Genomic DNA, 20,636 nt, shown 5'->3' with positions numbered 1-20,636 from the left:
TCGTCACGACGCACGCGGCCGATCCACGAGGTGCCGTCACTCGCCGCGCGGCACTGGCGGCGGTGCATAGCCATTGTCATTTCCGGGGAACGGATTCGCGTTGCGGCGCAGCGCTTCCTCTTCGTTTTCCTTCTGCGCGAACGCCGCGACGCCGATCACGCCGACGTTCGCGGCATCGCCATACTTCGAATTCGCGACATAGCTGTCGGGCGCCGCCGCGAAGCGGAACGCGGCGACTTCGTCGCGGCTCTTGCGGAAACCCTCGATCGTCAGCGTGCGGCCCGGATACAGCACGTAACCGCCGTTCGTATAGCTGCCGGGCCGCCCCGACAGCACGTCGAGCCCGTCGACGCTCGACACGATCTCGAACGTACGGCGCCCCTGGTTGCGCAGCACGATCATGTAGCGCGAACCTTCGACGCCCGCCATGTGCCAGCGGCCGTCGTTGCGCGCGAGACGCAGCGGCGCGCCCTTTTCGTCCGTAAACGACAGCGTGATGTCGCCGTTGGCGAGCGCGACGCGGGTCGGCAACCGGCGAACCTGGGACGCGGAAAGATGTCCGGGCAACACGTCGTTGTAGTAGATCGACGCGAGATCCGTCGGCTTCGCCGGATCCGCGCGTTCGAATTCAACCTGACGGGTTTCGGATCGCACCGACTCGCCCCATGCAGTGCCGAGCCCGCGGCGTTCGCTGGCGTCCGGCGCGGCGGCGGATGCGCTGGTACTGCCGGACGGCGGGGGCGGCGCTGCGCAGGCAGCCAGCCAGAGCGCGCAGGCGAGCGCGAGAAGACGGAACAGGATGGTCATGACGTGAGGCCTCGGAATGTTATCGGGCCGCTCCGGACTGGCCGGAACGGCGTTTTGGTGTCGTCTGTCGTCACGATGTCGATCGGACATGCCGGCCCGAATCGGCCGGCGCCGCGATCGCGGCGGCCCGGCAACCGGGAGCCTCGCTATTTAAGCATGGCGGGAGGGCGATGGGCAGGGGGCACGCACGCCGCCGGTTCGTGCCGACGGGCATCAGGCTCGTCGCGGCGCCGGATGGGTGGCGAACGCCGACGCATCCCCGTATCGAGGACGGGATGAACGACGCGCCGCGCGCCAATAAAAACGGCCCGGCCCGCGTCGAAGCGGGCCGGGCCGTGTCGGGAAGCGTGACGCTTACAGCGCGCCGCCTTGTGCCGACGCCGAACCCTTCACGCCGACCGATGCACCGCCCTGCACCGCGTTCGTCGTGCCTTCAAGCGCCTCGCCGGCCTTCGCCTTCGCGCCGCCGGCTACGTCGCCCACCTTCGACACCGCGCCTTGCGCGTGGCTCTTCGCCGTACCCGCGACGTGCTTCACGTGCGATTTCGTCGAGTGGACGGCCGACGCGGCGGCATCCTTCGCCGTGCCCGCTGCCGAACCGACTGCATGCGTCGCGCCGCCAACCGCGTCGCCGGCTGCAGAGCCCACGCCGCCGACCGTCTTGCCGACGCCGCTCAGCGCGCCGCCGACGGCATTGCCCGCGCCCGAACCCGAGCCTGCCGCATTCGCGCCGGCGCCGGCCTGCACGCCCACGCCGCCGCCGAGCAGCGGCGTCTGAACCTGCGCGCCGACACCTGCGGAACCCTGGGCGCCGGTCTGGGCCGTCTGTGCGAACGCAGCCGAAGTCGCCATCGCCGTCAGTGCAGCACCCAGCAGAATCGTACGAATCTTGTTCATGGTCATTCTCCCCAAAGACGTTGTTGCTGCGGGCCGCCTTCGTGCGGCTTGTCGCATGCCTTGCCGCGACATGCGGCAGGTGGAGCTAATGTAGCGGCGCGGCCGAGCAAAACGACTGATTTGCGGGGACTGTTACTTCCGTTGCAAATGCTGACGATTGCCTCACATAGTTTGACAATCGGGGGCTTGCAACGGGATTGACCAATGGACGGGGTGACGCCGGGGACGTGCCGCGCGGGGCATTACACGACGCAGACGCAGCCGATTGCGGCCGATCGCGGCGGATCGAGAAACCAGGCAGACAAAACGGCTAGCAGGGAAAGCGGCCGCTTCTATAAGCATTCCAAAGAAAGTGTGTCGACCAGCCGTCGGAGCGACCAGACAACCGGCTTCTCGCGATGAGGTCGATATCGTCGGACACGCAAGCCGCCACATCGGCGTTTCCCGATGCACCGAACGCAAGCTTGAATGCTTTTTCCCTCAGCGTGCTCACGGCCGGCCGGTCGACGGCTGCGCCTGGATCGCCATCGACTTCGTCGAACGACGCCATCCACTGCGCATCGAACGGCTCGGCATCGCGACTGTCCAGCGCGCGGTCGCAATCCAGGTCACCGAGGAAATCGAAAAAGCCCGGCGCCGACAGGATGGCGTCCATTTCAAGCAGATGCGCGTTCGTCATTGCGACTCCTCCACGATGCGCGGCCTCGACCGCCCGTTGATGCATACAGGCAGTTCGGGGCCGCGCCCTGCCCGGCTACGGTCGGAACGTATCGCCGAGCACGACGCCTTCACGCCGCGGATCGGTGCCGCCCTGCAACGCGGGCGACTGGCCGACCGTTACGCGCATCACGGTATTGACGCCGCTCGCCTGCGCGGACGTCGATACCTTGTGCCCGAGCGCGAGCAGCCCCGTGATCAGCGGATCGTTCGCTCCGTTGTTCGCCGTGTTGACGTTCGGATGCTCGCCGCCGATCGTGGTCGTCGGGCTGTTGCTCGCACCGAAGTCGACGAGCCCCGCCGACTGCTGCGCGTCGAGCCCCCAGTCGAGCGCACCGACGAGCGTCTTCACCACGTACTGCGGAATCGTGCCACCGCCCGGCGAACCGGTCGCCATCACGAAATCCCCGCGCGAGCCGTCCGCGGCCTGCCCGAACACGATCGTCGGCGCCATCGAGCTGCGCGGCCGCTTGCCCGGCTGCAGGCGGTTGGCCACCGGATTGCCCGCGCTATCGACCGGGTTCGCCGAAAAATCGGTCAGCTGGTTGTTCAGCAGGAAGCCATTGGTCATGTGGAACGAACCCATGCTCGACTCGACCGTCGTCGTCGCGCTCAGCACGTTGCCGTCGCCGTCGACGATCGTGAACTGGTTCGTGCCGTGCTCGATCAGCGTCGTGTCGACACCGAGCGGCACCGCGCCCAGATTGCCGGGCTGTGCGGTGCCCATGCTCTTGGCCGGGTCGATCAGCGCCGCGCGCGATTTCAGGTACGGCTTGTTCAGCAGCGTATTCCAAGTGCCGCCCGGCAGCGGCACGAAATCCGTATCGGCCACATATTTGTCGCGGTCGGCATACGCAAGCCGTTCCGCCTCGGTGACGAGGTGCACGCCCGCGACGGTCGGCTTGCCGCCTTCGAGATCGATCGCCGTCGGCTTCAGCGACTTCAGGTCGTAATTCTCGAGAATGCCGAGCGCCGACGCGACCGCGATGCCGCCCGACGACGGCGGCGGCATCCCGCATACCCAATAGCTGCGATAGGTCGTGCACACCGGCTCGCGGCGCTTCGCCTGGTACGCGGCCAGGTCGGCTACGGTCGTCTTGCCCGGCGTGAGCGTCGACCCGTCCGCGCCCTTCGTCGTCGCGATCTTCGCAACGATGTCCTGCGCGATCTGCCCCGTGTACAGCGCGTTCGCACCCGACTGCGCCATCAGCGTCAGCGTGCGCGCATAGGCCGGATTCTTCAGCACGGTGCCGAGCGTCTTCGGCGTCCCGTCGGCGTTCAGGAAATACGCGGCGGCCTCGGGGTCGCGCTTCAGGTTCGCGGCGTTCGCCGCGATCGCGTCGGCGAGCCGGCCACCGATCGGGAAGCCGTTGGTCGCGAGCGTGATCGCATCGCCGAACAGGTTCTGCCACGGCAGGCGGCCGTGATCCTGCTGCAGTGCCTCGATCAGCCTCGGCACGCCGATCGTGCCGATCGAGCGGCCACTCGCCCGTGCGTTCGGCTGCGGCGCGGACTGGTCGGTCGCATCATCGACGTAGCGCAGATAGTTCTCCGTCGCTGCCGCCGGCGCGGTTTCCCGGCCGTCGTACGCCTGCAGCGTCTTGCCGCGTGCATCGTAGTAGAGCAGCACGCCGCCGGACCCGAGGCCCGTCGCCTCGGGCACGGTCAGGCCGAGCACCGCTTGCACGGCGACCGCCGCGTCGGCGGCCGTGCCGCCCTTCTTCAGCACCGCGCAGCCTGCCGCGCTCGCGTACGCGTTCGACGTGGCCACCAGATAGGTCTTCGCATAAACCGGCTTCATCCCGGTGCGATAGCCCGACGACGCTTCCGGCAGCGACGGGTCGCCCGGCTGGTTCGAGCCCACCACGACCGTCGCACCGCTGTTGTCGACCGCGAGGCAGCTCGCATCGGTGGAGGGTGTCGGCGTTCGGCCTGCTTCGTTCTCGACGTCGCCGCCGCACGCCGTCATCAGGGCGGCCGCCAGCAAAGCGGACGCATACGGAAAAATCGCTGTTCTGTTCATTGTCTGCCGATGTTCTTGTAGGTCGTTGCGATGGACATCACGCTGCCTGCGACCCCCTCGGTGCGCCGGCAACGCGTTCGATAGTCCCATGAACAGAATTTTTTCCGCAATAAGGGAATGGCGTCGTGCGGCCGGATGTTGTGTGCGCAACGTCACCGATTTCGCACGCGGATTCGCGTGCTGCACTGCATCGCGGTGCGATGCACTCGCGCGGCCGATGTCGCTACGCCGTTACCTCGGTGCCCGACGGCGCTTGCCGGCTGGCCGGCCGTCGCGCGCGAAGCCGCTCTCCATCGCTTCGATCGCCCCGGAGAAGAACTCGAGGAACATCGTCATCGCGACGGTCGCGCTCATATCGGCCCGTTGATAGATGCAGCTGAACGAGCGCGCGCCCGCATCGGCAAGCGGCGTCCATGCGAGCCGGCCGGCGGCCACGTCGTCCGCGACGTTCTCGGCGATCAGGAAGCCGACGCCCGCACCTTCGGCCGCGAGGCGCCGCACCATCGGCACCGAACCCGTCTCTACCAGCGGCCGCACGTTGCGCGGCTGTCGCGCATCGATCTGGTCGAACATCGCACGCAGCTCCGTGTCGGGCGTCGTCAGGATCAGCGGATGCGCGAAGCAGTCGCGCATCCGCACCTTGCCGCCTGACGCCGCAAGCGGATGGCCGGGTGCCGTGACGACACCCAGCGGCTGAGCGAACGCGCGCACCTCGACGACGCCCGCCGACGTGCGCCGGCGCAGCGCATAGCCGATGTCGGCTTCGCCCGTCTCGACCCAGCGCACGATGCTCTCGCCGTTTCCCGAACGCACGCTGTACGTGACACCCGGATAGCGCTGCATCGCGGCGAGGATCGCGTCGGGCACGAGCTTTTCCGCGGTCGACGCGGGCACCGCCAGGTTCACGTGCCCGCGCCGCAGCGCGCGCAGGTCCTCGACCTGCGTGAGCGCATTGTCGAAGTCGCGCTGGCCGCGCCGCACGGCCGCGATCACGATCTCGCCGGCGAGCGTCAACTGCATGCCGCGCGGCAGCCGGTCGAACAGCGGCACGCCGACCTGCTCCTCGAGATTGCGGATCTGCTGGTGCACCGCCGCAGCGGTCAGGTGCAGCGCGTCGGCTGCCTTGCGAATCGAGCCGCGCCTGGCGACTTCGTCGAAACAGCGGAATGTCTGCGATACCGAACGCATGATGGATCCGTTAGATTTTTCCGAACAGGCCGTCAAGAATAATCCGATTTTACTGACCGTCCGGATCGTCTAGATTCCGCTGCATACCCGTACCTGATTCGAATGGAGACCGCAGTGACAACCGTCGACCAGATTACCCAGCGCCGCCGTGGCGTCGGCCTCATCGCCCACGATCGCACACTTTCCGCGGACGGCTATACGCTCATCGCGCCGCAAACGGCCGGCGGCAACGTCTATCTCGTCGGCATCGACGGCGAAGTCGTGCATCAGTGGAAGATGCCCGTGCGCCCCGGCCGCCATGCGGTGATCCTCCCGAATGGCAACCTCGGCTACAACGGCAACCATCCGCAATCCGAATCGCGTTATGCGCCGTGGTCGATGTGGCATGGCGGCGACTTCTACGAAGTCACGCCGGAAGGCGAAACCGTGTGGCGCTACGAGGATCCAGCGCACCATCACGACGCGCAATGGCTGCCGAACGGCAACCTGCTCTACGCCGCATGCGAACCGGTCGACGCCGCGTTCGCGCAGCGCGTGCCGGGCGGCACGCCGCACGGCGACGACGAGGTCATGTATGCGGACGTGATCCGCGAAGTGAACCGGGCCGGGCAGATCGTCTGGGAATGGCATGCACGCGACCATCTGCAGCCCGAAGATTTCCCGATCGCGGCCGGCTTCGGGCGCTATCACTGGCCACTCGTCAACGGCCTCGCGGTCGATGCGAACGGCCGCGTGCTGATGAGCCTGCGCACGACGTCGGGCATCATCGGCGTGCACCGCGAAACCGGTCGCGTCGACCTGCGGATCGGCCCTGACGTCGTGTCGCACCAGCATGCGCCGGTGCCGCTCGCGAACGGCAACATCCTCGCGTTCGACAACGGCAATTTCCGCCACGGCGCGCATGTGGTGTTCTCGCGCGTGGTCGAGATCGATCCTGCAACGCAGCGCGTCGTGTGGTCGTACGCGGACGATGTCGTGAACCTGTTCTACACGCCGTTCATGGGCAACGCGCAACGCTTGCCTAACGGCAACACGCACGTCACCGAATCGTCGACGGGGCGGCTGTTCGAAGTGACGCCTGCCGGCGAGGTCGTCTGGGAATACGTGATCCCGTGGTTCGCCGAATATCCGGACGAAGCCGCGCGCAAGACCGGCCCAGGCCAGTTGAACAGCGTGTTCCAGACGTTCCGCTACAGCGCCGAGCAACTGCCCTGGCTGCGGGCCTGACCTTCCGTTCACCGCCGTTTCCGGCGCTCGTCGCCGCTCGCATCCCAGGGGCCTGCCGTGCCGCACGATCCGATCTCACCACCCGTCGACGCACGGCTGCCCGCCTGGCAGCTCGCGCTGTTCGGGCTGCAGCACGTGCTGTCGATGGCCGCGTCCCCGATCACGGCCGTGTTCCTGATCGCAAAAGTGCTCGCGCTGCCGGCGGACCTGACGGTCCAGCTGATCGGCGCGACGTTCTTCGCGTGCGGGATCGGCACGCTGCTCCAGTCGCTCGGCGCCGGGCCGATCGGCGCACGCATGCCGTTCGTGATGGTGCCCGGCGGCGCACCGACGATGCTGTTCGCCGGCATCGCCGCGCAATCGGGCCTGCCGACGGCAGCCGGCTCGGCGTTGCTCGCCAGCGCGTTCTACTGGGTGCTGTTGCCCGTCTTCACGCGCTGCCTGCGGCTCTTTCCGCGCATCGTCGTCGGTGCGATGCTGCTGCTCGTGTCGGTCAACCTGATCCGGATCTACGCGACGATCGTCGTCGGCCAGCCCGGTTCGGCCGATTTCGCGCAGCCGCGCGCGCTGGGTCTCGCGCTGGCGACGATCGTCGCCACCGTCGTCGTGGCCGGTGCGTTCCGCGGCACACTCGGGCGACTCGCGGTGCTGATCGGCCTGATGGCGGGCGCAACGCTCGGCTGGGCGCTCGGTGCAATGCCGGCGCTCGCCGACGTGTGGCGCGGCCCGCTGTTCACGCATCCGGTATGGCTGCCGTTCGGGATGCCCCGCTTCGACGTGCTGGCCGCGCTGCCGCTGTTGATCTTCACCGCGATCTCGATGGCCGAGGCCACCGCGCAGACGGTTGCCGTCGGCGAAACCTGCGGCAAGGCGATCTCGCTGTCGCGCGACGTGCCGAAGACGATACGCGGCGATGCACTGGCGTCGCTCGCCGGCGCGTTGTTCGGCACGCCACTGATCGTGACCAGCGCCGAGAATATCGGTGTCGTGCAGACGACCGGCGTGCGCTCACGCTATGTAACGGCTGCGGCCGGCGCGATCCTGATCGTCATCGCGCTGTTCGCGCCGCTCGCGCGGCTCGCGTATGCAATTCCGGCCGCCGTGGTCGGCGGCACCGCGCTGGTCGTGTTCGCGATGATCGGCGTGATAGGCATCCGGCTGCTCGCCAGCGTAGACCTGCACGCGCGCGCCAACCAGTACACGCTCGCGGCCGCGCTCGTCGTCGGCCTTGCACCGATCCTGGTGCCGAACCTGTATCGCCATTTCGGCTCACCAGTGCAGATCGTGCTCGGCAACGGCATGGCGGCCGGCACCCTCGCGGCCATTGCGACGCAACTGGCGTTCGCTGCATTGGCGCGACTGAGCGGACAAACGGGAACGGCAGCGGCAACCGCGCCTTCGCGCGACGCATGACGGCGACGGCCGGCGGTGCCCGCCGCTTGACGACACTCGTGGTTCGACCGACAATCGCCGGTCCCTCCTGGCGCGGGCACTCGATCCAGCCGGCGTGTGCGTCTCCTCGACGCCGCCCCGGCTTCAGGTTTTCCAGTCCCGATCTCCGCGCCGCCGTGCCACGCACGCAAACCGCCGGCCCCGCCGGACACGCTCACGCAGGTATCGCCCCGAACGCCGGCTGATCGCCGCACGGTCGCGTTTTCGCCTGCCCGTTCACTTCGGAGTCCATTATGATGGTTCGTCTTTCCAAGGCAGCCATGGTGCTTGCCATGGCCTTTTTCGCGTCGCTCGTCGCGTTCGGCAACATCACCGACTACGCGACGAATTTCGCGTTCGTGCATCACGTGTTCCTGATGGACACGACGTTCCCCGGCAACGGGATCATGTATCGCGCGATCGGCACGACGTGGGTTCATCACGCCGGCTATATCGGCATCATCTCGATGGAAACGCTGACGGCCGTGCTGTGCTGGATCGGCGGTGTCCGCCTGCTGCGCGCGCGACGAGGCGGCGATACGGCATTCCGCGCGGCCAAGGCGTATGCGATCGCCGGCCTGACGCTCGGCTTCCTCACGTGGCAGGTCGCCTTCATGTCGGTCGGCGGCGAGTGGTTCGGCATGTGGATGTCGAAGCAATGGAACGGCGTGCCGGACGCGTTCCGCTTCTTCATCACGCTGCTGCTCGTGCTGGTCTACCTGACGATGAACAACGACGGCATCGACGACACGCGTACCGCGCACTGACACGTCGCTTGCAACAGGCCGGGCGGCCAACAGAACATCGTAGCGATTGCGCGCGTGACCGCCGCCGGCTATAAATCGTGCATGGACACGAATCGCTGGATTCACGACCCCGTTGGTACCTTTCGCGCGTGGCAGGAAACCACCGCGACCGGCGCCGATCGCCAGCCGTTCGCGCCGCGATCGGTCGTGCAGCACGTCGCGATGTTCGAACGGTTCCTGCGTTATCTGATCGCACAGCGCGTGTCGCTGGCCACGTTCGGACCTGACCACGTGGCGGCCTTCCTGGCGGAACTCGATCGCACCTGCACGCCCGGCACGTCGACCCGCGTGCGCTACGCGAAGCTGATCGACCGGCTGAGCCGGCACCTGGTCGAAGCCGGCGTACGCACGATCCATCCGGCCGGCCGGACGACGCGCGATTTCGCATGGCCGGACGGCGAGCCCGAGCCGTGCTATCTGCCGCCTGATGCCGACGCGGCGCTGCAGCGCCACGTGCAGCCGCGAGCAAACGACACGCCCACCGACTGCCGGAATCGCGCGATCGTCGCGCTGCTGCTTGCGAGCGGCATCACGTCGGCCGAAATAAGGGCGACCACCTGTGACGCGCCCGATCTCGACGCGAAACCGCCTGCGCTCTCCGTGCCGCGCGATCGGGCGCGGCCGGCGCGCCGAATCACGCTCGACGAATTTGCACTGGCGCCGCTCGCCGCATGGCGCGTGCGCTCGGCAGACACACCGCCCTCCGCGTTGCTGTTTCCCGCGCCGCGCGGCGGTGGCGCGATGAACGACATGTTCCTGCTGCTCGTGGTGCGCGACGCGCTGACCGCGATCGGCTTCCACGCGGCGGACATGAGCCCGCGCGTGCTGCGCAATACGTATGCGCGCCGCCAGTTGCTTGCAGGCCACGCGCATGCCGACGTCAGTGCGATGCTCGGTCTCGTCAGCACGCGAACGGTCACGCGGATCCGGCAGACGCTGCCGCCCGACGCAGCCGCGGATCGCGCAGCACACGAGCGCTGATCCTGCCCGCGCTCGGCGCGGGCCGCGTGTGGTTCGGCGTCCTATTCGCCCGGCGGCGACTGGATCAGCCGCAGAATCCGGGTGTCGTACGGCGATTGCATGACTTCCGCGATACGGACCTCGGAAGCGGCCGGATGCAGCGGATTCAGCAGGAAGTTGTGCGCGTGCGGCACGACGACGCTCGGCACGCGCAGCAGCGCGCTCGGCTGCGTGTGCAGCCACTCGGTGCCGGCGCTGCGGGTCCAGTCGACGTTGGTTCGCCAGTCGTTCGGCGCGTCGCCCTCCGCAATTTCGGCGATATCGACCGAATCGGCCACCTCGATGCGAAGCAACTGATAGCCGCTCGGCAATTGCGCGACCGTGGCGATTTCGAAATGAACGAGCGTCTCGAGCAGCGCGAGGGCCGGATGCTCGGCGAGATACACGACGGGCTGCCCGGCAAAATGCCAGCGCCCGCCGGCGCGCAACCCGCCGATGCCTTTCAGGTCGGCGAAATTGCTGATCCGCCACAGCGTCGTCAAGCGAAGTACCCCTCGTCGATCTGCGTGAGGACTTCCTCGACGAGCCGCGCGCCATGCTCGGTGCTCGCCATGTCGAGCGACGTGCGGCCGCCGAAGCGCTGAAGCCCGTTGCGCAGCCACGCCATCGCCTTCTCCTGGTCACCGAACGTGGCCGTCGCCTGCGCAACGATGCGCGCGAGACGGATCGCCTTGTCGGATTCCTCCTGCGACAGGCGTTCATGCGCCTGACGACGATGGCTCAGCGTACGACGCGGAATGATGAAAGCCAGCTCGTCGGATTTCAGACCGCGCTCGGACAGCCGGTCGATCACCGAGACGTCGACGCGTGCGCTCGCCAGCTCGGCAAGATCGGCCCCCGATCGGACACGGATCGCCAGCAGCTGTTCGAGAATCGTGAATTCGGCCTGGCGCGGATGCGCGACGCCCGAAGGATGGAAAGCAATGGTGCTCATGACCTCTCCCGGCAATTTGCCCAATCATTATAGGCGTTTTGCCGGAAATATGCGGGCGTAGATGAAGGGCGCGCCTGGGGTGCTCGTCGGGGTACCTGCGAAGGCGGCGGCGACATGCCCGTTCCACATGAATACAAGCGTCCGTGGCGGCGAATCGAAGATTCGCCTCGGGGAAGGGGCGCAATAATTCAGTATATAAAGTTCAGACGATGTCGCACGGTTGTCACGTAACAACTTTTTAACTGCTTTCATTTGCGCCGATTTCGCCAGTTCATCTTTCCGGACCAGATCGCGCGATTCGATCATGGCTTGGAGATGTTCTTCGAGCGTGCCCCTGTCACCCGGAACGCCATTTCTGGCGATTCACCGTCCGTCGCGACGGAATCGCATCGCCGTGCATTCGTGCCGGATGCGTTCCCATATCGCGTGTTTCTCGTCATCGTTCATGAAAACCCAGTGTGAGACCTCGTCGGCCGTTCGGCCGCATCCCTTGCAGACATCGTCGAACAACGTCGAGCACACACCGACACAGGGACTGTCGGGTAAGTCATGAAGTGTGGAAGCCATTGAAACGCTCGTATCGGTTCAAAATCCGGCAGCGCAACGAATCACGCCCCCATAAACGGGTACCTTTCCATCGGCGACGCGGGCGATGCGACAACACCTACCCGCCCTGCTTGCCTCGACTCCGCCGCAAGCCGAATCTATGTCGTCTCGATGCACGCGCCATAAAGTCGGCCCGGACTTCGCACAGTTGTCGACTTGTCGCGAAGAATGTCCTTCGACACCCCGACGATCTGACGCGCGCTGCTGTCCAACAACATCTGCCGGCCGCTAACCGTCGGGAAGCACGCAAACATCAGCGTCTGCTCGCCGGCTGCCGAGACAGTTTCCGCCCTCGTGTATCGGCCGATCTCGTCCGTCACGGCAAACGTGTCGTACGCGCCGACACCCCTGGCGTGCATGCGCTGCGCCAAGATCACTGCGCGATCGCGCCAGACGTCCTGCAACGGTGCGGAGTCGCCCGGGCCGGCTTTCCGAATGATGGCGTTGTCGCCGGACAATGCGGCGTTCACGTGTGCGCGGGTTCGATCGCGCGGTTGGCATACACGGTCGAACCACTTGGTCATTCAGTAGCCACGATTCCCTATTCGCGCACGACCTCCGCCCAATACCCGGGATCGTGCGCCATACCGCGAGCAATCAGCCGGCCCACGCGGACGACCGGATCACGCTGCAGAAATTGCCCGCGTGAAAATGCGGATCCTTGTCTGCGAGCACGTCGGCCTTCACGTTGCCGAACGTCGTGTCAGGCTTGTGCTTGATCCCGTCGTAGAACGCCTGAATGATGTCTTCCTTGAAGTGCGGCGTACGCGGATGCGCACGAACGACGGCCTCGCGCTCCACGTCGCTGTATTCCGGATACGTCAGGCCCAGCACGTCCATCTCGACGCCCGCGGTAACGAGCGCGATCACCGGGTGCATGTGCTGCGGAATGCCCGGCGTGGTATGCAGCGCGATCGAAGTCCAGACGACGTCGATATCCTGCTGCGAAATGCCCTTGCCCTTCAGGAAATCGCGGGCGGCATTGGCACCGTCGACCTCGAAACGCTCGCATGCGCTGCTGTGTTTGTGCGTGAGCCCCATGTCATGGAACATGCAGCCGCAGTAGAGCAGCTCGGGATCGTATTTCAGCCCGCGCCGCTGGCCCGCGAGCGCTGCGAAATAGAAGACTCGGCTGGAATGATGAAACAGCAACGGAGACGCGGTATCGCGAACGAGCTCGGTGATCTCGCGCGTCAATTGGCTATCGGGAATGGTGATGCCTGCAACGTTCTCAGTCATGATCGACCTCCATTGAAAACACCCTCGATTCTCCGGAATCCGATAGCTGTCTCCAATAGACGTGTTACGTCAAATTCTGCCATTTTGCGCGACGGACGGACACGGCGCCCGCGCGGCAAAAAGAACGCGGCAAAGAGGCTCCACCGCCCGCCTCGCGCACCGCTCACGCCTCTATACTGCTATCCGTCGCGTTCGACACAACACACAATCGATCATGCCGAAGATCGTGGGAATTTTCGCCGTTCCGGGCGTTCAACTGCTCGATGTCTCCGCACCGCTCGACGTCTTCGCGCAAGCGAACGCCGAATGCGGGAAGCCGTTCTATACGTTGCGGATCATTGCGAGCGAGTCGGGCCCGATCCGCAGTTCGTCCGGTGCGCAGTTGCTGCCCGACTGGATCGTTCCCGACATTCCGGAGCGCATCGACACGCTGCTGGTCGCCGGCGCGCCCAGCGCCGGCCGGATCTCGCTGCGCACCGACGTCCTCGCTTGGCTGCGAGCGACCGCCGTGCAGAGCAAGCGCTACGGCTCGATCTGCACCGGCGCGTTCATCCTCGCGGCCACCGGCCTGCTGAAAGGGCGTCACCTGACCACGCACTGGGCTGCGGCCGACGCGCTTGCCGAAGCCTATCCATCGCTCGCCGTCGACGCGGACGCGCTGTACGTGCGCGACGGCAAGCTGCGCACCGGCGCCGGCGTCACGGCCGGGCTCGATCTCGCACTCGCGCTGGTCGAGGAAGACCTCGGTCGCGAGATCGCGCGGCGCGTCGCCGCGCAACTGGTCATGTTCTTCAAGCGCCCGGGAGGACAACTCCAGTTCAGCCGCAAGGGCGAGGCGCGCCCCGCCGGACGTTCGGTACTGCAGGAGGTCCAGCGCTGGATCGCGGCGAATCCGGAACTCGAGCATTCGGTGGCGGAGATGGCGAAGCATGCGGGCATGAGCCCGCGCCACTTCGCACGGCTGTTCCGCGCGGAAGTCGGCATGACGCCGGCCGCATGGGTCGAGGCGACCCGCATTTCTGCCGCCCGCCACTTGCTCGAGAACGGCCACGACACGCCGAAACAGGTCGCCGCGAAATGCGGCTTCGCAAACGTCGATACGCTCCGGCGGTCGTTCACGCGGCACGTCGGAATCACGCCTGCCGAATACCGGAAACGGCAGGCGGTCCTGGTCGAGTAACGCAGCAATTCGCGCGATACCGAACGAACAATATCAACGGCCCCACTCAGATACTTCGCAATCCGATTTAACTGATCGTTTTGTGGCGCCGACCGATCAACGACATCGCCCCGCACATAGCTCCGTCCGCAGTCCATATCGAGCGCCGGACGGCCGCATAATCATCAGACGAAATACCCGCCAACCCGGATCGTTTACCCAGTTGCAATAATTATTCGCTGGAACGCGTATTTCCGACCGGTAACGCGATCGCTACGATGCAATCAACCGCTGAACGCAACAAGCGAAGCGCGAAATCAATGAAACCGGAGGTCATCATGAAGTCGTTCATCTACGCTGTCGTCGCCGCAACCGCCCTGTCCGCCTCGTACGGTGCATTCGCACAGTCGAACCCGTCGGGCCAGCTGACGCGTGCCCAGGTGCGTGCGGAACTCGTCCAGCTCGAACAGGCAGGCTACAAGCCCGAAGTCTCCGACCAGTATTACCCGCGTGCGCTGCAGACCGCCCAAGCCCGCGTAACGAACGCCGATGAAACCGGCTACGGCGCGCAAGCCGCCGCCGGCGTGCGCGCCGGCCGTGCGATCGCGGTCAAGCAGGACGGCCGCGACTCGGTATATTTCGGCCAGTAAGCAGAGCACGCCCCGCGCGTGTTCCGATACGCACGCGGCAAACGCAACACCCCGCTCCCGTTCATCGGGGCGGGGTGTTTGCTTTCCGGACATCCGCTTCCGGAGCGGATCGCGCACCTCGATCGAAGCGATCTCGCAGATCGCGAGTCGCACGGCGCTCGTCACGCCGGCAGCCTGTGTTTGCGCATAGAATGGCCGCGTGGTCGGTGCCGGCCGAAACGAACGCGAGCGGAACCACGACGCCCGGCTTGCCCGATCGTCGCCGCGCCCGCGGGCCGGCCCCGATGCCGCACTCATCGCATTTTTCGAAAAGGAGCGGTTTCATGTCTCAAACATCCGGTTCCATGATCACGTTTCGACGCCCGGACGGCCAGGAACTGCAGGGCTATCTTGCCACGCCGGCCAAGACCGAGGGCGCGCCCGCGGTCGTCGTCATCCAGGAATGGTGGGGGCTGAACGACCAGATCCGTGGCGTCGCGGATCGCCTCGCGCACTGTGGCTACTTCGCGCTCGTGCCCGACCTGTATCGCGGCAAATCGACAGTCGAGGAAGAGGAAGCACATCACCTGATGACCGGGCTCGATTTCGGCGACGCAGCTTCGCAGGACATTCCGGGCGCCGTCACGCATCTGAAGACGCTTGCCTCGCGTGTCGCGGTGACGGGTTACTGCATGGGCGGCGCACTCACGCTGCTGTCGCTGCAGTTCGCCGATGCGGACGCGGGCGTCACGTGGTACGGCCTCCCGCCGCTCGACTACCTCGATCCCGCGAAGATCAAGGTGCCGCTGATGGGCCACTGGAGCACGCAGGACGCGTTCTTCGCGATCGACCAGGTCGATGCGCTCGAGAAGAAGCTGACCGATGCAAAGGTCAATGTCGAATTCCATCGCTATCTCGCACATCACGCGTTCGCGAACGAAACGGCCGTCGGCCCCGGCCGCATCGCCGGTACACAGTTCGATCCGGTGTGGTCGCAAATGGCGTGGGATCGCACGCTGACGTTCTTCGGCCGCACGCTTTGGGCGAAGCAGGGGTAACGTCACACCACGTTCGACGCACACTGCCGCCGCGCATGCGTCGGACAGCCGCACAAGGAAAAACGCCACGGACGAAAGTCCGTGGCGTTTTCGTTTCCGCATACGACTGGTATCGGGTAGCTGCTGCGCCGAACGGAAGCGGTCACCCGCTTCCGCGCTTCGTCGGGCTTACCCGTTCATTGCCGTTGCCGACGCAGGCGCCGGAGCAGCCGCCTTGTCGTAGTCGACCGGCGTATCCGGCGCACGCGGCGTTTCGCCTGCGCGCTGGATCCAGCCGCCGCCAAGGGCACGGTACAGATCGACCAGATTGGTCCAGCGTGCCAGACGTGCGCTGATCAGCGATTGCTGTGCCGAGTACAAATCCGTCTGCGCGGTCAGCACCGACAGGTAGCTGTCGACACCGTTCTTGTAACGCAGGTCCGACAGGTCGAAGCGTCGCTGCTGCGCGTGCTCGTTGCGCTCCAGCGCCGCGATCTGCTGGTCGTACGTGCCGCGTGCGGCCAAGCCATCCGACACTTCGCGGAACGCCGACTGGATCGCCTTCTCGTAGTTCGCGATCTCGATGCGCTTCTGCACGTGCGCAAGATCGAGGTTCGCGATGTTCGAGCCGCCTTCGAAGATCGGCAACGCAATGTTCGGCGCGAACGACCATGCGGCCGTGCCGGCCTTGAACAGGCCACCCAGCGTCGGGCTCGCGGTGCCGAACGCGGCCGTCAACGAGATCTTCGGGAAGAACGCCGCGCGCGCCGCGCCGATGTTCGCGTTCGCGGCCAGCAGCGTCTGCTCGGCCTGCATCACGTCGGGGCGACGCGTCAGCAGGTCGGACGGCAGGCCTGCCGGCACATCCGTCAGCAGGTTCTGCGCGTCGAGCGGCATGCCCGCCGGCAGGTCGTCCGGCAGCGGCTCGCCAATCAGCAGCACCAGCGCATTCAACGCCTGCGCGCGTGCCCGTGCTTGCGCCTGCTGGTTCGACAGCGCCTGCTCGACCACCGTCTGCGCCTGACGCAGCTCGAGCTCGGAGCCCGTGCCGTTGTCGAACTGCAGCTTCGTCAGGTTGTACGAGTCCTGCGCCGTCTTCAGCGTGTTCTCCGTGACCTTCAGCAGATCGTCGGTCGACAGCAGCGTCAGGTACTGGTCCGCCACCTGCGACACCAGCGAGATCTCCGACGCCTGCCGCGCGTACGCGGTCGACAGGTACTGCGCGAGCGCCTGGTCCTTCAGGCTCTGCACGCGGCCGAACAGGTCGAGTTCCCACGACGCCGACAGGCCGACGTTGTAGGTCGTCGTGATGTTCCGGCCCGGCGCCACCGACAGCGCATTGGGCAGGCGCTGACGGTTACCGGTACCCGTCGCATCGAGCGTCGGGAACAACCCCGCGCGCGTGATCTGGTACTGCGCACGCGCGGCCTCGATGTTCAGCACTGCCACGCGCAGGTCGCGGTTGTTGTTCAGCGCGATCTCGATCAGCCGCTGCAGGCGCGGGTCGACGAAGAACTCGCGCCAGCCGATGGCGGTCGCAGCTTGCCCGTTCGCGCTGCGCGCGCCGGCCGCACCCGGCTGCGTCGCGTAGACGCCGCCGGCCGGGTACGCCTGCGCGACGGGCGCATCGGGCCGCTTGTAATGCGGCGCCATCGTGCAGCCCGTGGCGAACAACGCGACAGCCAGGGCGGCCGCGGTTGCAGTCAAAGCGTGTCTTTGCATCGTTACTGCCCCTTCGAATCGTGTGCATCATCGTGACCGCGCTGCAGGTCGCCCTGCACGAGACGCCATGCGTCGTCGACGTTTTCCGTCTCGCCGGTGAAGATCGCGCGAACCCGCACGAAGAACATCGGGATCATGAAAATCGCGAGGAATGTTGCCGTGATCATCCCGCCGATCACACCCGTGCCGATCGCGTGCTGGCTCGCCGAGCCCGCGCCGTTGCTGATCGCAAGCGGCAGCACGCCCAGCATGAACGCGAGCGACGTCATCAGGATCGGACGCAGCCGCAGGCGCGCCGCCTCGATCGCCGCGCGCACCGGCCCCATGTTCTCGCTCGCCTGCAACTCGCGCGCGAACTCGACGATCAGGATCGCGTTCTTCGCGGACAGGCCCACGGTGGTCAGCAGGCCGACCTGGAAGAACACGTCGTTCTCGAGGCCGCGCAGCATCGTCGCGAGCAGCGCGCCGACCACGCCGAGCGGCACGACCATGATCACCGAGAACGGGATCGACCAGCTTTCATACAGCGCCGCGAGACACAGGAACACGACGAGAATCGAGATCGCGTACAGGATCGGCGCCTGCGAACCGGACTGGATTTCCTGGAACGACAGCCCCGTCCACGAGTAGCCGATACCTTCCGGCAGCTTGCTCGCGAGCGCCTCCATCGCCGCCATCGCCTGCCCGGTCGACTTGCCTTCCGCGGCCTGCCCCTGGATCTCGATCGACGACACGCCGTTGTAGCGTTCGAGCTTCGGCGAACCGTAGCTCCAGTGGCCGGTCGCGAATGCGCTGAACGGCACCATGCCGCCCGTGCTGTTGCGCACGTACCAGATGTTCAAGTCTTCCGGTGTCATCCGGAACGGCGCGTCCGACTGCACGTACACCTTCTTGATCCGGCCATCGGTATCCAGGAAGTTGTTCACGTACTGCGACGCCCACGCAATCGAGAACGTCTGGTCGATCGCGGCAGCCGTCACGCCGAGCGCGTTCGCCTTCTCGCGGTCGATGTCGACCTTGTATTGCGGCGTATCGTTCAGGCCGTTCGGGCGCACGAGTGCCAGCGCGGGATCCTTCGCGGCCATCCCGAGCAGTTGCCCGCGCGCGGCCATCAGCGCTTCGTGGCCGAGGCCGGCGTTGTCCGTCAGCTCGAAGTCGAAGCCGGCAGCGGTGCCGAGTTCAGGAATCGACGGCGGGTTGAACGGGATCACCATCGCGTCCTTGTACTGCGCGTAGTGCGCGAAAGTCCGGCCGATCAGCGCCTGCACCTTCTGGTCCGAACGCTGGCGATGCTCGTACGGTTTCAGCTTCACGAACACGAGACCGGCGTTCTGGCCGCGGCCCGCAAAACTGAAGCCGTTGACCGTGAACACCGAGTCGACCACATCCTTCTCGGTGGTGGTCAGGTACGTGTTGATGTTGTCGAGCGTCTTGCCGGTCGTTTCCTGCGTGGAGCCCGACGGCGTCTGCACGATCATGAACATGTAGCCCTGGTCTTCATCCGGGAGGAACGACTTCGGCAGGCGCACGAACATCACGCCGACCGCGATGAACACGGCCAGGTAGATCACGAGCCAGCGGCCCGAGCGCCGGATCACGTGGTTCACGCCGCCTGTATAGCGATCGCGGCTGCGGTCGAAGGTCCGGTTGAACCAGCCGAAGAAGCCCTTCTTCTCTTCGTGATGGCCTTGCGGGATCGGCTTGAGGATCGTCGCGCACAATGCCGGCGTCAGAATCAACGCGACGAGCACCGACAGCACCATCGCCGACACGATCGTCAGCGAGAACTGACGATAGATCGCGCCGACCGAGCCACCCGAGAACGCCACCGGCACGAACACCGCCGACAGCACGAGCGCCACGCCGACGAGTGCGCCGGTGATCTGGCCCATCGCCTTGCGGGTCGCCTCCTTCGGTGACAGGCCCTCTTCCGCCATCACGCGCTCGACGTTCTCGACCACCACGATCGCATCGTCGACCAGCAGGCCGATGGCGAGCACGAGACCAAACATCGACAGCGTGTTGATCGAGAAGCCTGCGAGGCCCATGATCGCGAACGTGCCGAGCAGCACCACCGGCACCGCGATCGTCGGGATGATCGTCGCCCGCAGGTTCTGCAGGAACAGGTACATCACGAGGAACACGAGCACGATGCCTTCGAGCAGCGTCTTGACCACTTCCTCGATCGACAGGCGCACGAACGGCGTCGTGTCGTACGGATAGTGGACGACGAGACCGTGCGGGAAGTACTTCGACAGTTCGTCGATCTTGGCCCGCAACGCCGTCGCAGTGGCGAGCGCGTTCGCGCCGGTCGCGAGCTGGATGCCGAGGCCGGCCGTCGGCTGCCCCATGTACTTCGTGTCGAACGTGTAGTTCTCGGAGCCGAGCGCCGCGCGGCCGACATCCTTCAGGCGCACCTGCGAGCCGTCCTGGTTGACCTTCAGCAGGATGTTGCCGAACTGCTCGGGCGTGCGCAGCAGCGTCGACTCGGTGATCGTCGCCTGCAGCATCGTGCCCGGCTTCGCCGGCGTGCCGCCGATCTGGCCGCCCGCGATCTGCACGTTCTGCTGCGTGATCGCGGCCGTCACGTCGGTCGGCGTGAGGCTGTAGTTGGTCAGCTTGACCGGGTCGAGCCAGATGCGCATCGAAAACTGCGAACCGAGCAGCAGCGTCTGGCCGACGCCGTTCACGCGGCTGAGCGGATCAAGCACATGCGACGCCACGTAGTTCGTCAGGTCCTCCTTCGACATGCTGCCATCCTCGGAGTTGAACGCGAACCACATCAGCCAGTTGCTGCTCGACTTCGTGACCTGCATGCCGAGCTGCTGCACGACCTGCGGCAGGTTCGGCGTCGCGAGCGACAGCTTGTTCTGCACCTGCACCTGCGCGACGTCCGGATTCGTACCCGGTGAGAAGGTCAGCGTGATCGTCGCGTTACCCGAGTCGTCACTGGTCGACGACATGTACAGGAAGTTGTCGAGACCGCTCATCTGCTGCTCGATCACCTGCGTCACCGTGTCTTCCACCGTCTTCGCGGAAGCGCCCGGATAGTTCGCCTGGATCTGGATCGTCGGCGGTGCAATCGTCGGATACTGCGCGATCGGCATCTTGAAGATCGATGCGACGCCGGCCAGCATCAGCACGATCGCGATCACCCACGCAAAGATCGGGCGATCGATAAAGAACTTGGCCAT

Annotated in this window: 19 protein-coding genes; 7 read left to right on the top strand and 12 right to left on the bottom strand. The window is 66.0% G+C overall.

The annotated features are described in order from the left end of the window. Window positions 1-36: 36 nt before the first annotated feature. The 5 genes from C5O79_RS02355 to C5O79_RS02335 form a co-directional block, all read right to left on the bottom strand. Entirely contained in the window at window positions 37-807 is a 771-nt protein-coding gene (locus C5O79_RS02355) for a hypothetical protein (protein ID WP_122478427.1), read from the bottom strand. 354 nt (window positions 808-1,161) lie between these two features. Next, window positions 1,162-1,704 (bottom strand): hypothetical protein, encoded by a 543-nt coding sequence (locus tag C5O79_RS02350; RefSeq protein WP_047853681.1) that lies wholly within the window; start codon window positions 1,702-1,704, stop codon window positions 1,162-1,164. 310 nt (window positions 1,705-2,014) lie between these two features. Continuing rightward, entirely contained in the window at window positions 2,015-2,383 is a 369-nt protein-coding gene (locus C5O79_RS02345) for a hypothetical protein (protein WP_174242175.1), read from the bottom strand. 75 nt (window positions 2,384-2,458) lie between these two features. After that, entirely contained in the window at window positions 2,459-4,444 is a 1,986-nt protein-coding gene (locus C5O79_RS02340) for a gamma-glutamyltransferase family protein (RefSeq protein WP_122478423.1), read from the bottom strand. 231 nt (window positions 4,445-4,675) lie between these two features. Next, window positions 4,676-5,632: a LysR family transcriptional regulator gene (locus C5O79_RS02335; RefSeq protein WP_046547242.1), complete on the bottom strand. Its 957-nt coding sequence runs from the start codon at window positions 5,630-5,632 to the stop codon at window positions 4,676-4,678. A 102-nt stretch (window positions 5,633-5,734) separates the two neighbouring features. On the opposite strand from C5O79_RS02335, the gene C5O79_RS02330 reads away from it, so the two are divergent. From C5O79_RS02330 to C5O79_RS02315, 4 genes are all read left to right on the top strand, one after another. Next, window positions 5,735-6,859 carry an aryl-sulfate sulfotransferase gene (locus C5O79_RS02330; RefSeq protein WP_122478421.1) on the top strand — a complete coding sequence of 375 codons (1,125 nt, stop codon included), beginning with the start codon at window positions 5,735-5,737 and terminating at the stop codon, window positions 6,857-6,859. Window positions 6,860-6,916: 57 nt separating this feature from the next. Further along, window positions 6,917-8,272, top strand: a complete 1,356-nt coding sequence (locus C5O79_RS02325; protein ID WP_122478419.1) for a uracil-xanthine permease family protein — start codon at window positions 6,917-6,919, stop codon at window positions 8,270-8,272. Window positions 8,273-8,544: 272 nt separating this feature from the next. Further along, window positions 8,545-9,057, top strand: a complete 513-nt coding sequence (locus C5O79_RS02320; RefSeq protein WP_122478417.1) for a DUF2165 domain-containing protein — start codon at window positions 8,545-8,547, stop codon at window positions 9,055-9,057. An 81-nt stretch (window positions 9,058-9,138) separates the two neighbouring features. After that, window positions 9,139-10,077: a site-specific integrase gene (locus tag C5O79_RS02315; protein ID WP_122478415.1), complete on the top strand. Its 939-nt coding sequence runs from the start codon at window positions 9,139-9,141 to the stop codon at window positions 10,075-10,077. Between the two features lie 41 nt (window positions 10,078-10,118). On the opposite strand, the gene C5O79_RS02310 is transcribed toward C5O79_RS02315, so the two are convergent. The 5 genes from C5O79_RS02310 to C5O79_RS02290 form a co-directional block, all read right to left on the bottom strand. Then, the gene (locus C5O79_RS02310; protein ID WP_122478413.1) at window positions 10,119-10,598 is read right to left on the bottom strand and encodes an RES family NAD+ phosphorylase; all 480 of its coding nucleotides are present in this window, start codon (window positions 10,596-10,598) and stop codon (window positions 10,119-10,121) included. Then, window positions 10,595-11,050 carry an antitoxin Xre/MbcA/ParS toxin-binding domain-containing protein gene (locus tag C5O79_RS02305; protein ID WP_039362838.1) on the bottom strand — a complete coding sequence of 152 codons (456 nt, stop codon included), beginning with the start codon at window positions 11,048-11,050 and terminating at the stop codon, window positions 10,595-10,597. The genes C5O79_RS02310 and C5O79_RS02305 overlap by 4 nt, the downstream gene beginning before the upstream one ends. A gap of 363 nt (window positions 11,051-11,413) precedes the next feature. Then, window positions 11,414-11,617, bottom strand: a complete 204-nt coding sequence (locus C5O79_RS02300; protein WP_039362840.1) for a DUF1289 domain-containing protein — start codon at window positions 11,615-11,617, stop codon at window positions 11,414-11,416. A 137-nt stretch (window positions 11,618-11,754) separates the two neighbouring features. After that, on the bottom strand, window positions 11,755-12,180 hold the full coding sequence (locus tag C5O79_RS02295; RefSeq protein WP_122478411.1) for a catalase: 426 nt from the start codon (window positions 12,178-12,180) through the stop codon (window positions 11,755-11,757). 73 nt (window positions 12,181-12,253) lie between these two features. Further along, on the bottom strand, window positions 12,254-12,895 hold the full coding sequence (locus tag C5O79_RS02290; RefSeq protein ID WP_011349307.1) for an HD domain-containing protein: 642 nt from the start codon (window positions 12,893-12,895) through the stop codon (window positions 12,254-12,256). Window positions 12,896-13,109: 214 nt separating this feature from the next. Between C5O79_RS02290 and C5O79_RS02285 the strand changes: the two genes are divergently transcribed. The 3 genes from C5O79_RS02285 to C5O79_RS02275 all read left to right on the top strand — a co-directional run bounded on the left by C5O79_RS02285 (window position 13,110) and on the right by C5O79_RS02275 (window position 15,741). Next, the gene (locus C5O79_RS02285; RefSeq protein ID WP_046547235.1) at window positions 13,110-14,075 is read left to right on the top strand and encodes a GlxA family transcriptional regulator; all 966 of its coding nucleotides are present in this window, start codon (window positions 13,110-13,112) and stop codon (window positions 14,073-14,075) included. Between the two features lie 317 nt (window positions 14,076-14,392). Beyond that, complete coding sequence (locus C5O79_RS02280) at window positions 14,393-14,704, top strand: DUF4148 domain-containing protein (protein WP_011349305.1); 312 nt, start codon at window positions 14,393-14,395, stop codon at window positions 14,702-14,704. Between the two features lie 323 nt (window positions 14,705-15,027). Further along, window positions 15,028-15,741, top strand: coding sequence for a dienelactone hydrolase family protein (locus C5O79_RS02275; RefSeq protein WP_046547234.1), 714 nt, complete (start codon window positions 15,028-15,030; stop codon window positions 15,739-15,741). A gap of 168 nt (window positions 15,742-15,909) precedes the next feature. Here the strand turns inward: C5O79_RS02275 and C5O79_RS02270 are convergent, their stop codons facing one another. Next, on the bottom strand, window positions 15,910-17,442 hold the full coding sequence (locus tag C5O79_RS02270) for an efflux transporter outer membrane subunit (protein ID WP_122478409.1): 1,533 nt from the start codon (window positions 17,440-17,442) through the stop codon (window positions 15,910-15,912). A gap of 2 nt (window positions 17,443-17,444) precedes the next feature. Then, window positions 17,445-20,636: an efflux RND transporter permease subunit gene (locus C5O79_RS02265; RefSeq protein ID WP_122478407.1), complete on the bottom strand. Its 3,192-nt coding sequence runs from the start codon at window positions 20,634-20,636 to the stop codon at window positions 17,445-17,447.

It is taken from the genome of Burkholderia sp. SRS-25, from assembly GCF_004343765.1.
Classification (GTDB): Bacteria; Pseudomonadota; Gammaproteobacteria; order Burkholderiales; family Burkholderiaceae; genus Burkholderia; species Burkholderia contaminans.
The sequence above is the reverse complement of the archived record's forward strand: the minus strand, read 5'-3'. Positions and strand labels throughout refer to the sequence as shown.

Bases quoted from the DNA above. Each gene is read 5' to 3' on its own strand.
- C5O79_RS02285 (WP_046547235.1), top strand. From the start codon at position 13,110: ATGCCGAAGATCGTGGGAATTTTCGCCGTTCCGGGCGTTCAACTGCTC.
- C5O79_RS02340 (WP_122478423.1), bottom strand. From the start codon at position 4,444: ATGAACAGAACAGCGATTTTTCCGTATGCGTCCGCTTTGCTGGCGGCC.
- C5O79_RS02330 (WP_122478421.1), top strand. From the start codon at position 5,735: ATGGAGACCGCAGTGACAACCGTCGACCAGATTACCCAGCGCCGCCGT.
- C5O79_RS02320 (WP_122478417.1), top strand. From the start codon at position 8,545: ATGATGGTTCGTCTTTCCAAGGCAGCCATGGTGCTTGCCATGGCCTTT.
- C5O79_RS02345 (WP_174242175.1), bottom strand. From the start codon at position 2,383: ATGACGAACGCGCATCTGCTTGAAATGGACGCCATCCTGTCGGCGCCG.
- C5O79_RS02280 (WP_011349305.1), top strand. From the start codon at position 14,393: ATGAAGTCGTTCATCTACGCTGTCGTCGCCGCAACCGCCCTGTCCGCC.
- C5O79_RS02290 (WP_011349307.1), bottom strand. From the start codon at position 12,895: ATGACTGAGAACGTTGCAGGCATCACCATTCCCGATAGCCAATTGACG.
- C5O79_RS02295 (WP_122478411.1), bottom strand. From the start codon at position 12,180: ATGACCAAGTGGTTCGACCGTGTATGCCAACCGCGCGATCGAACCCGC.
- C5O79_RS02275 (WP_046547234.1), top strand. From the start codon at position 15,028: ATGTCTCAAACATCCGGTTCCATGATCACGTTTCGACGCCCGGACGGC.
- C5O79_RS02335 (WP_046547242.1), bottom strand. From the start codon at position 5,632: ATGCGTTCGGTATCGCAGACATTCCGCTGTTTCGACGAAGTCGCCAGG.
- C5O79_RS02305 (WP_039362838.1), bottom strand. From the start codon at position 11,050: ATGAGCACCATTGCTTTCCATCCTTCGGGCGTCGCGCATCCGCGCCAG.
- C5O79_RS02315 (WP_122478415.1), top strand. From the start codon at position 9,139: ATGGACACGAATCGCTGGATTCACGACCCCGTTGGTACCTTTCGCGCG.
- C5O79_RS02270 (WP_122478409.1), bottom strand. From the start codon at position 17,442: ATGCAAAGACACGCTTTGACTGCAACCGCGGCCGCCCTGGCTGTCGCG.
- C5O79_RS02355 (WP_122478427.1), bottom strand. From the start codon at position 807: ATGACCATCCTGTTCCGTCTTCTCGCGCTCGCCTGCGCGCTCTGGCTG.
- C5O79_RS02350 (WP_047853681.1), bottom strand. From the start codon at position 1,704: ATGAACAAGATTCGTACGATTCTGCTGGGTGCTGCACTGACGGCGATG.
- C5O79_RS02300 (WP_039362840.1), bottom strand. From the start codon at position 11,617: ATGGCTTCCACACTTCATGACTTACCCGACAGTCCCTGTGTCGGTGTG.
- C5O79_RS02265 (WP_122478407.1), bottom strand. From the start codon at position 20,636: ATGGCCAAGTTCTTTATCGATCGCCCGATCTTTGCGTGGGTGATCGCG.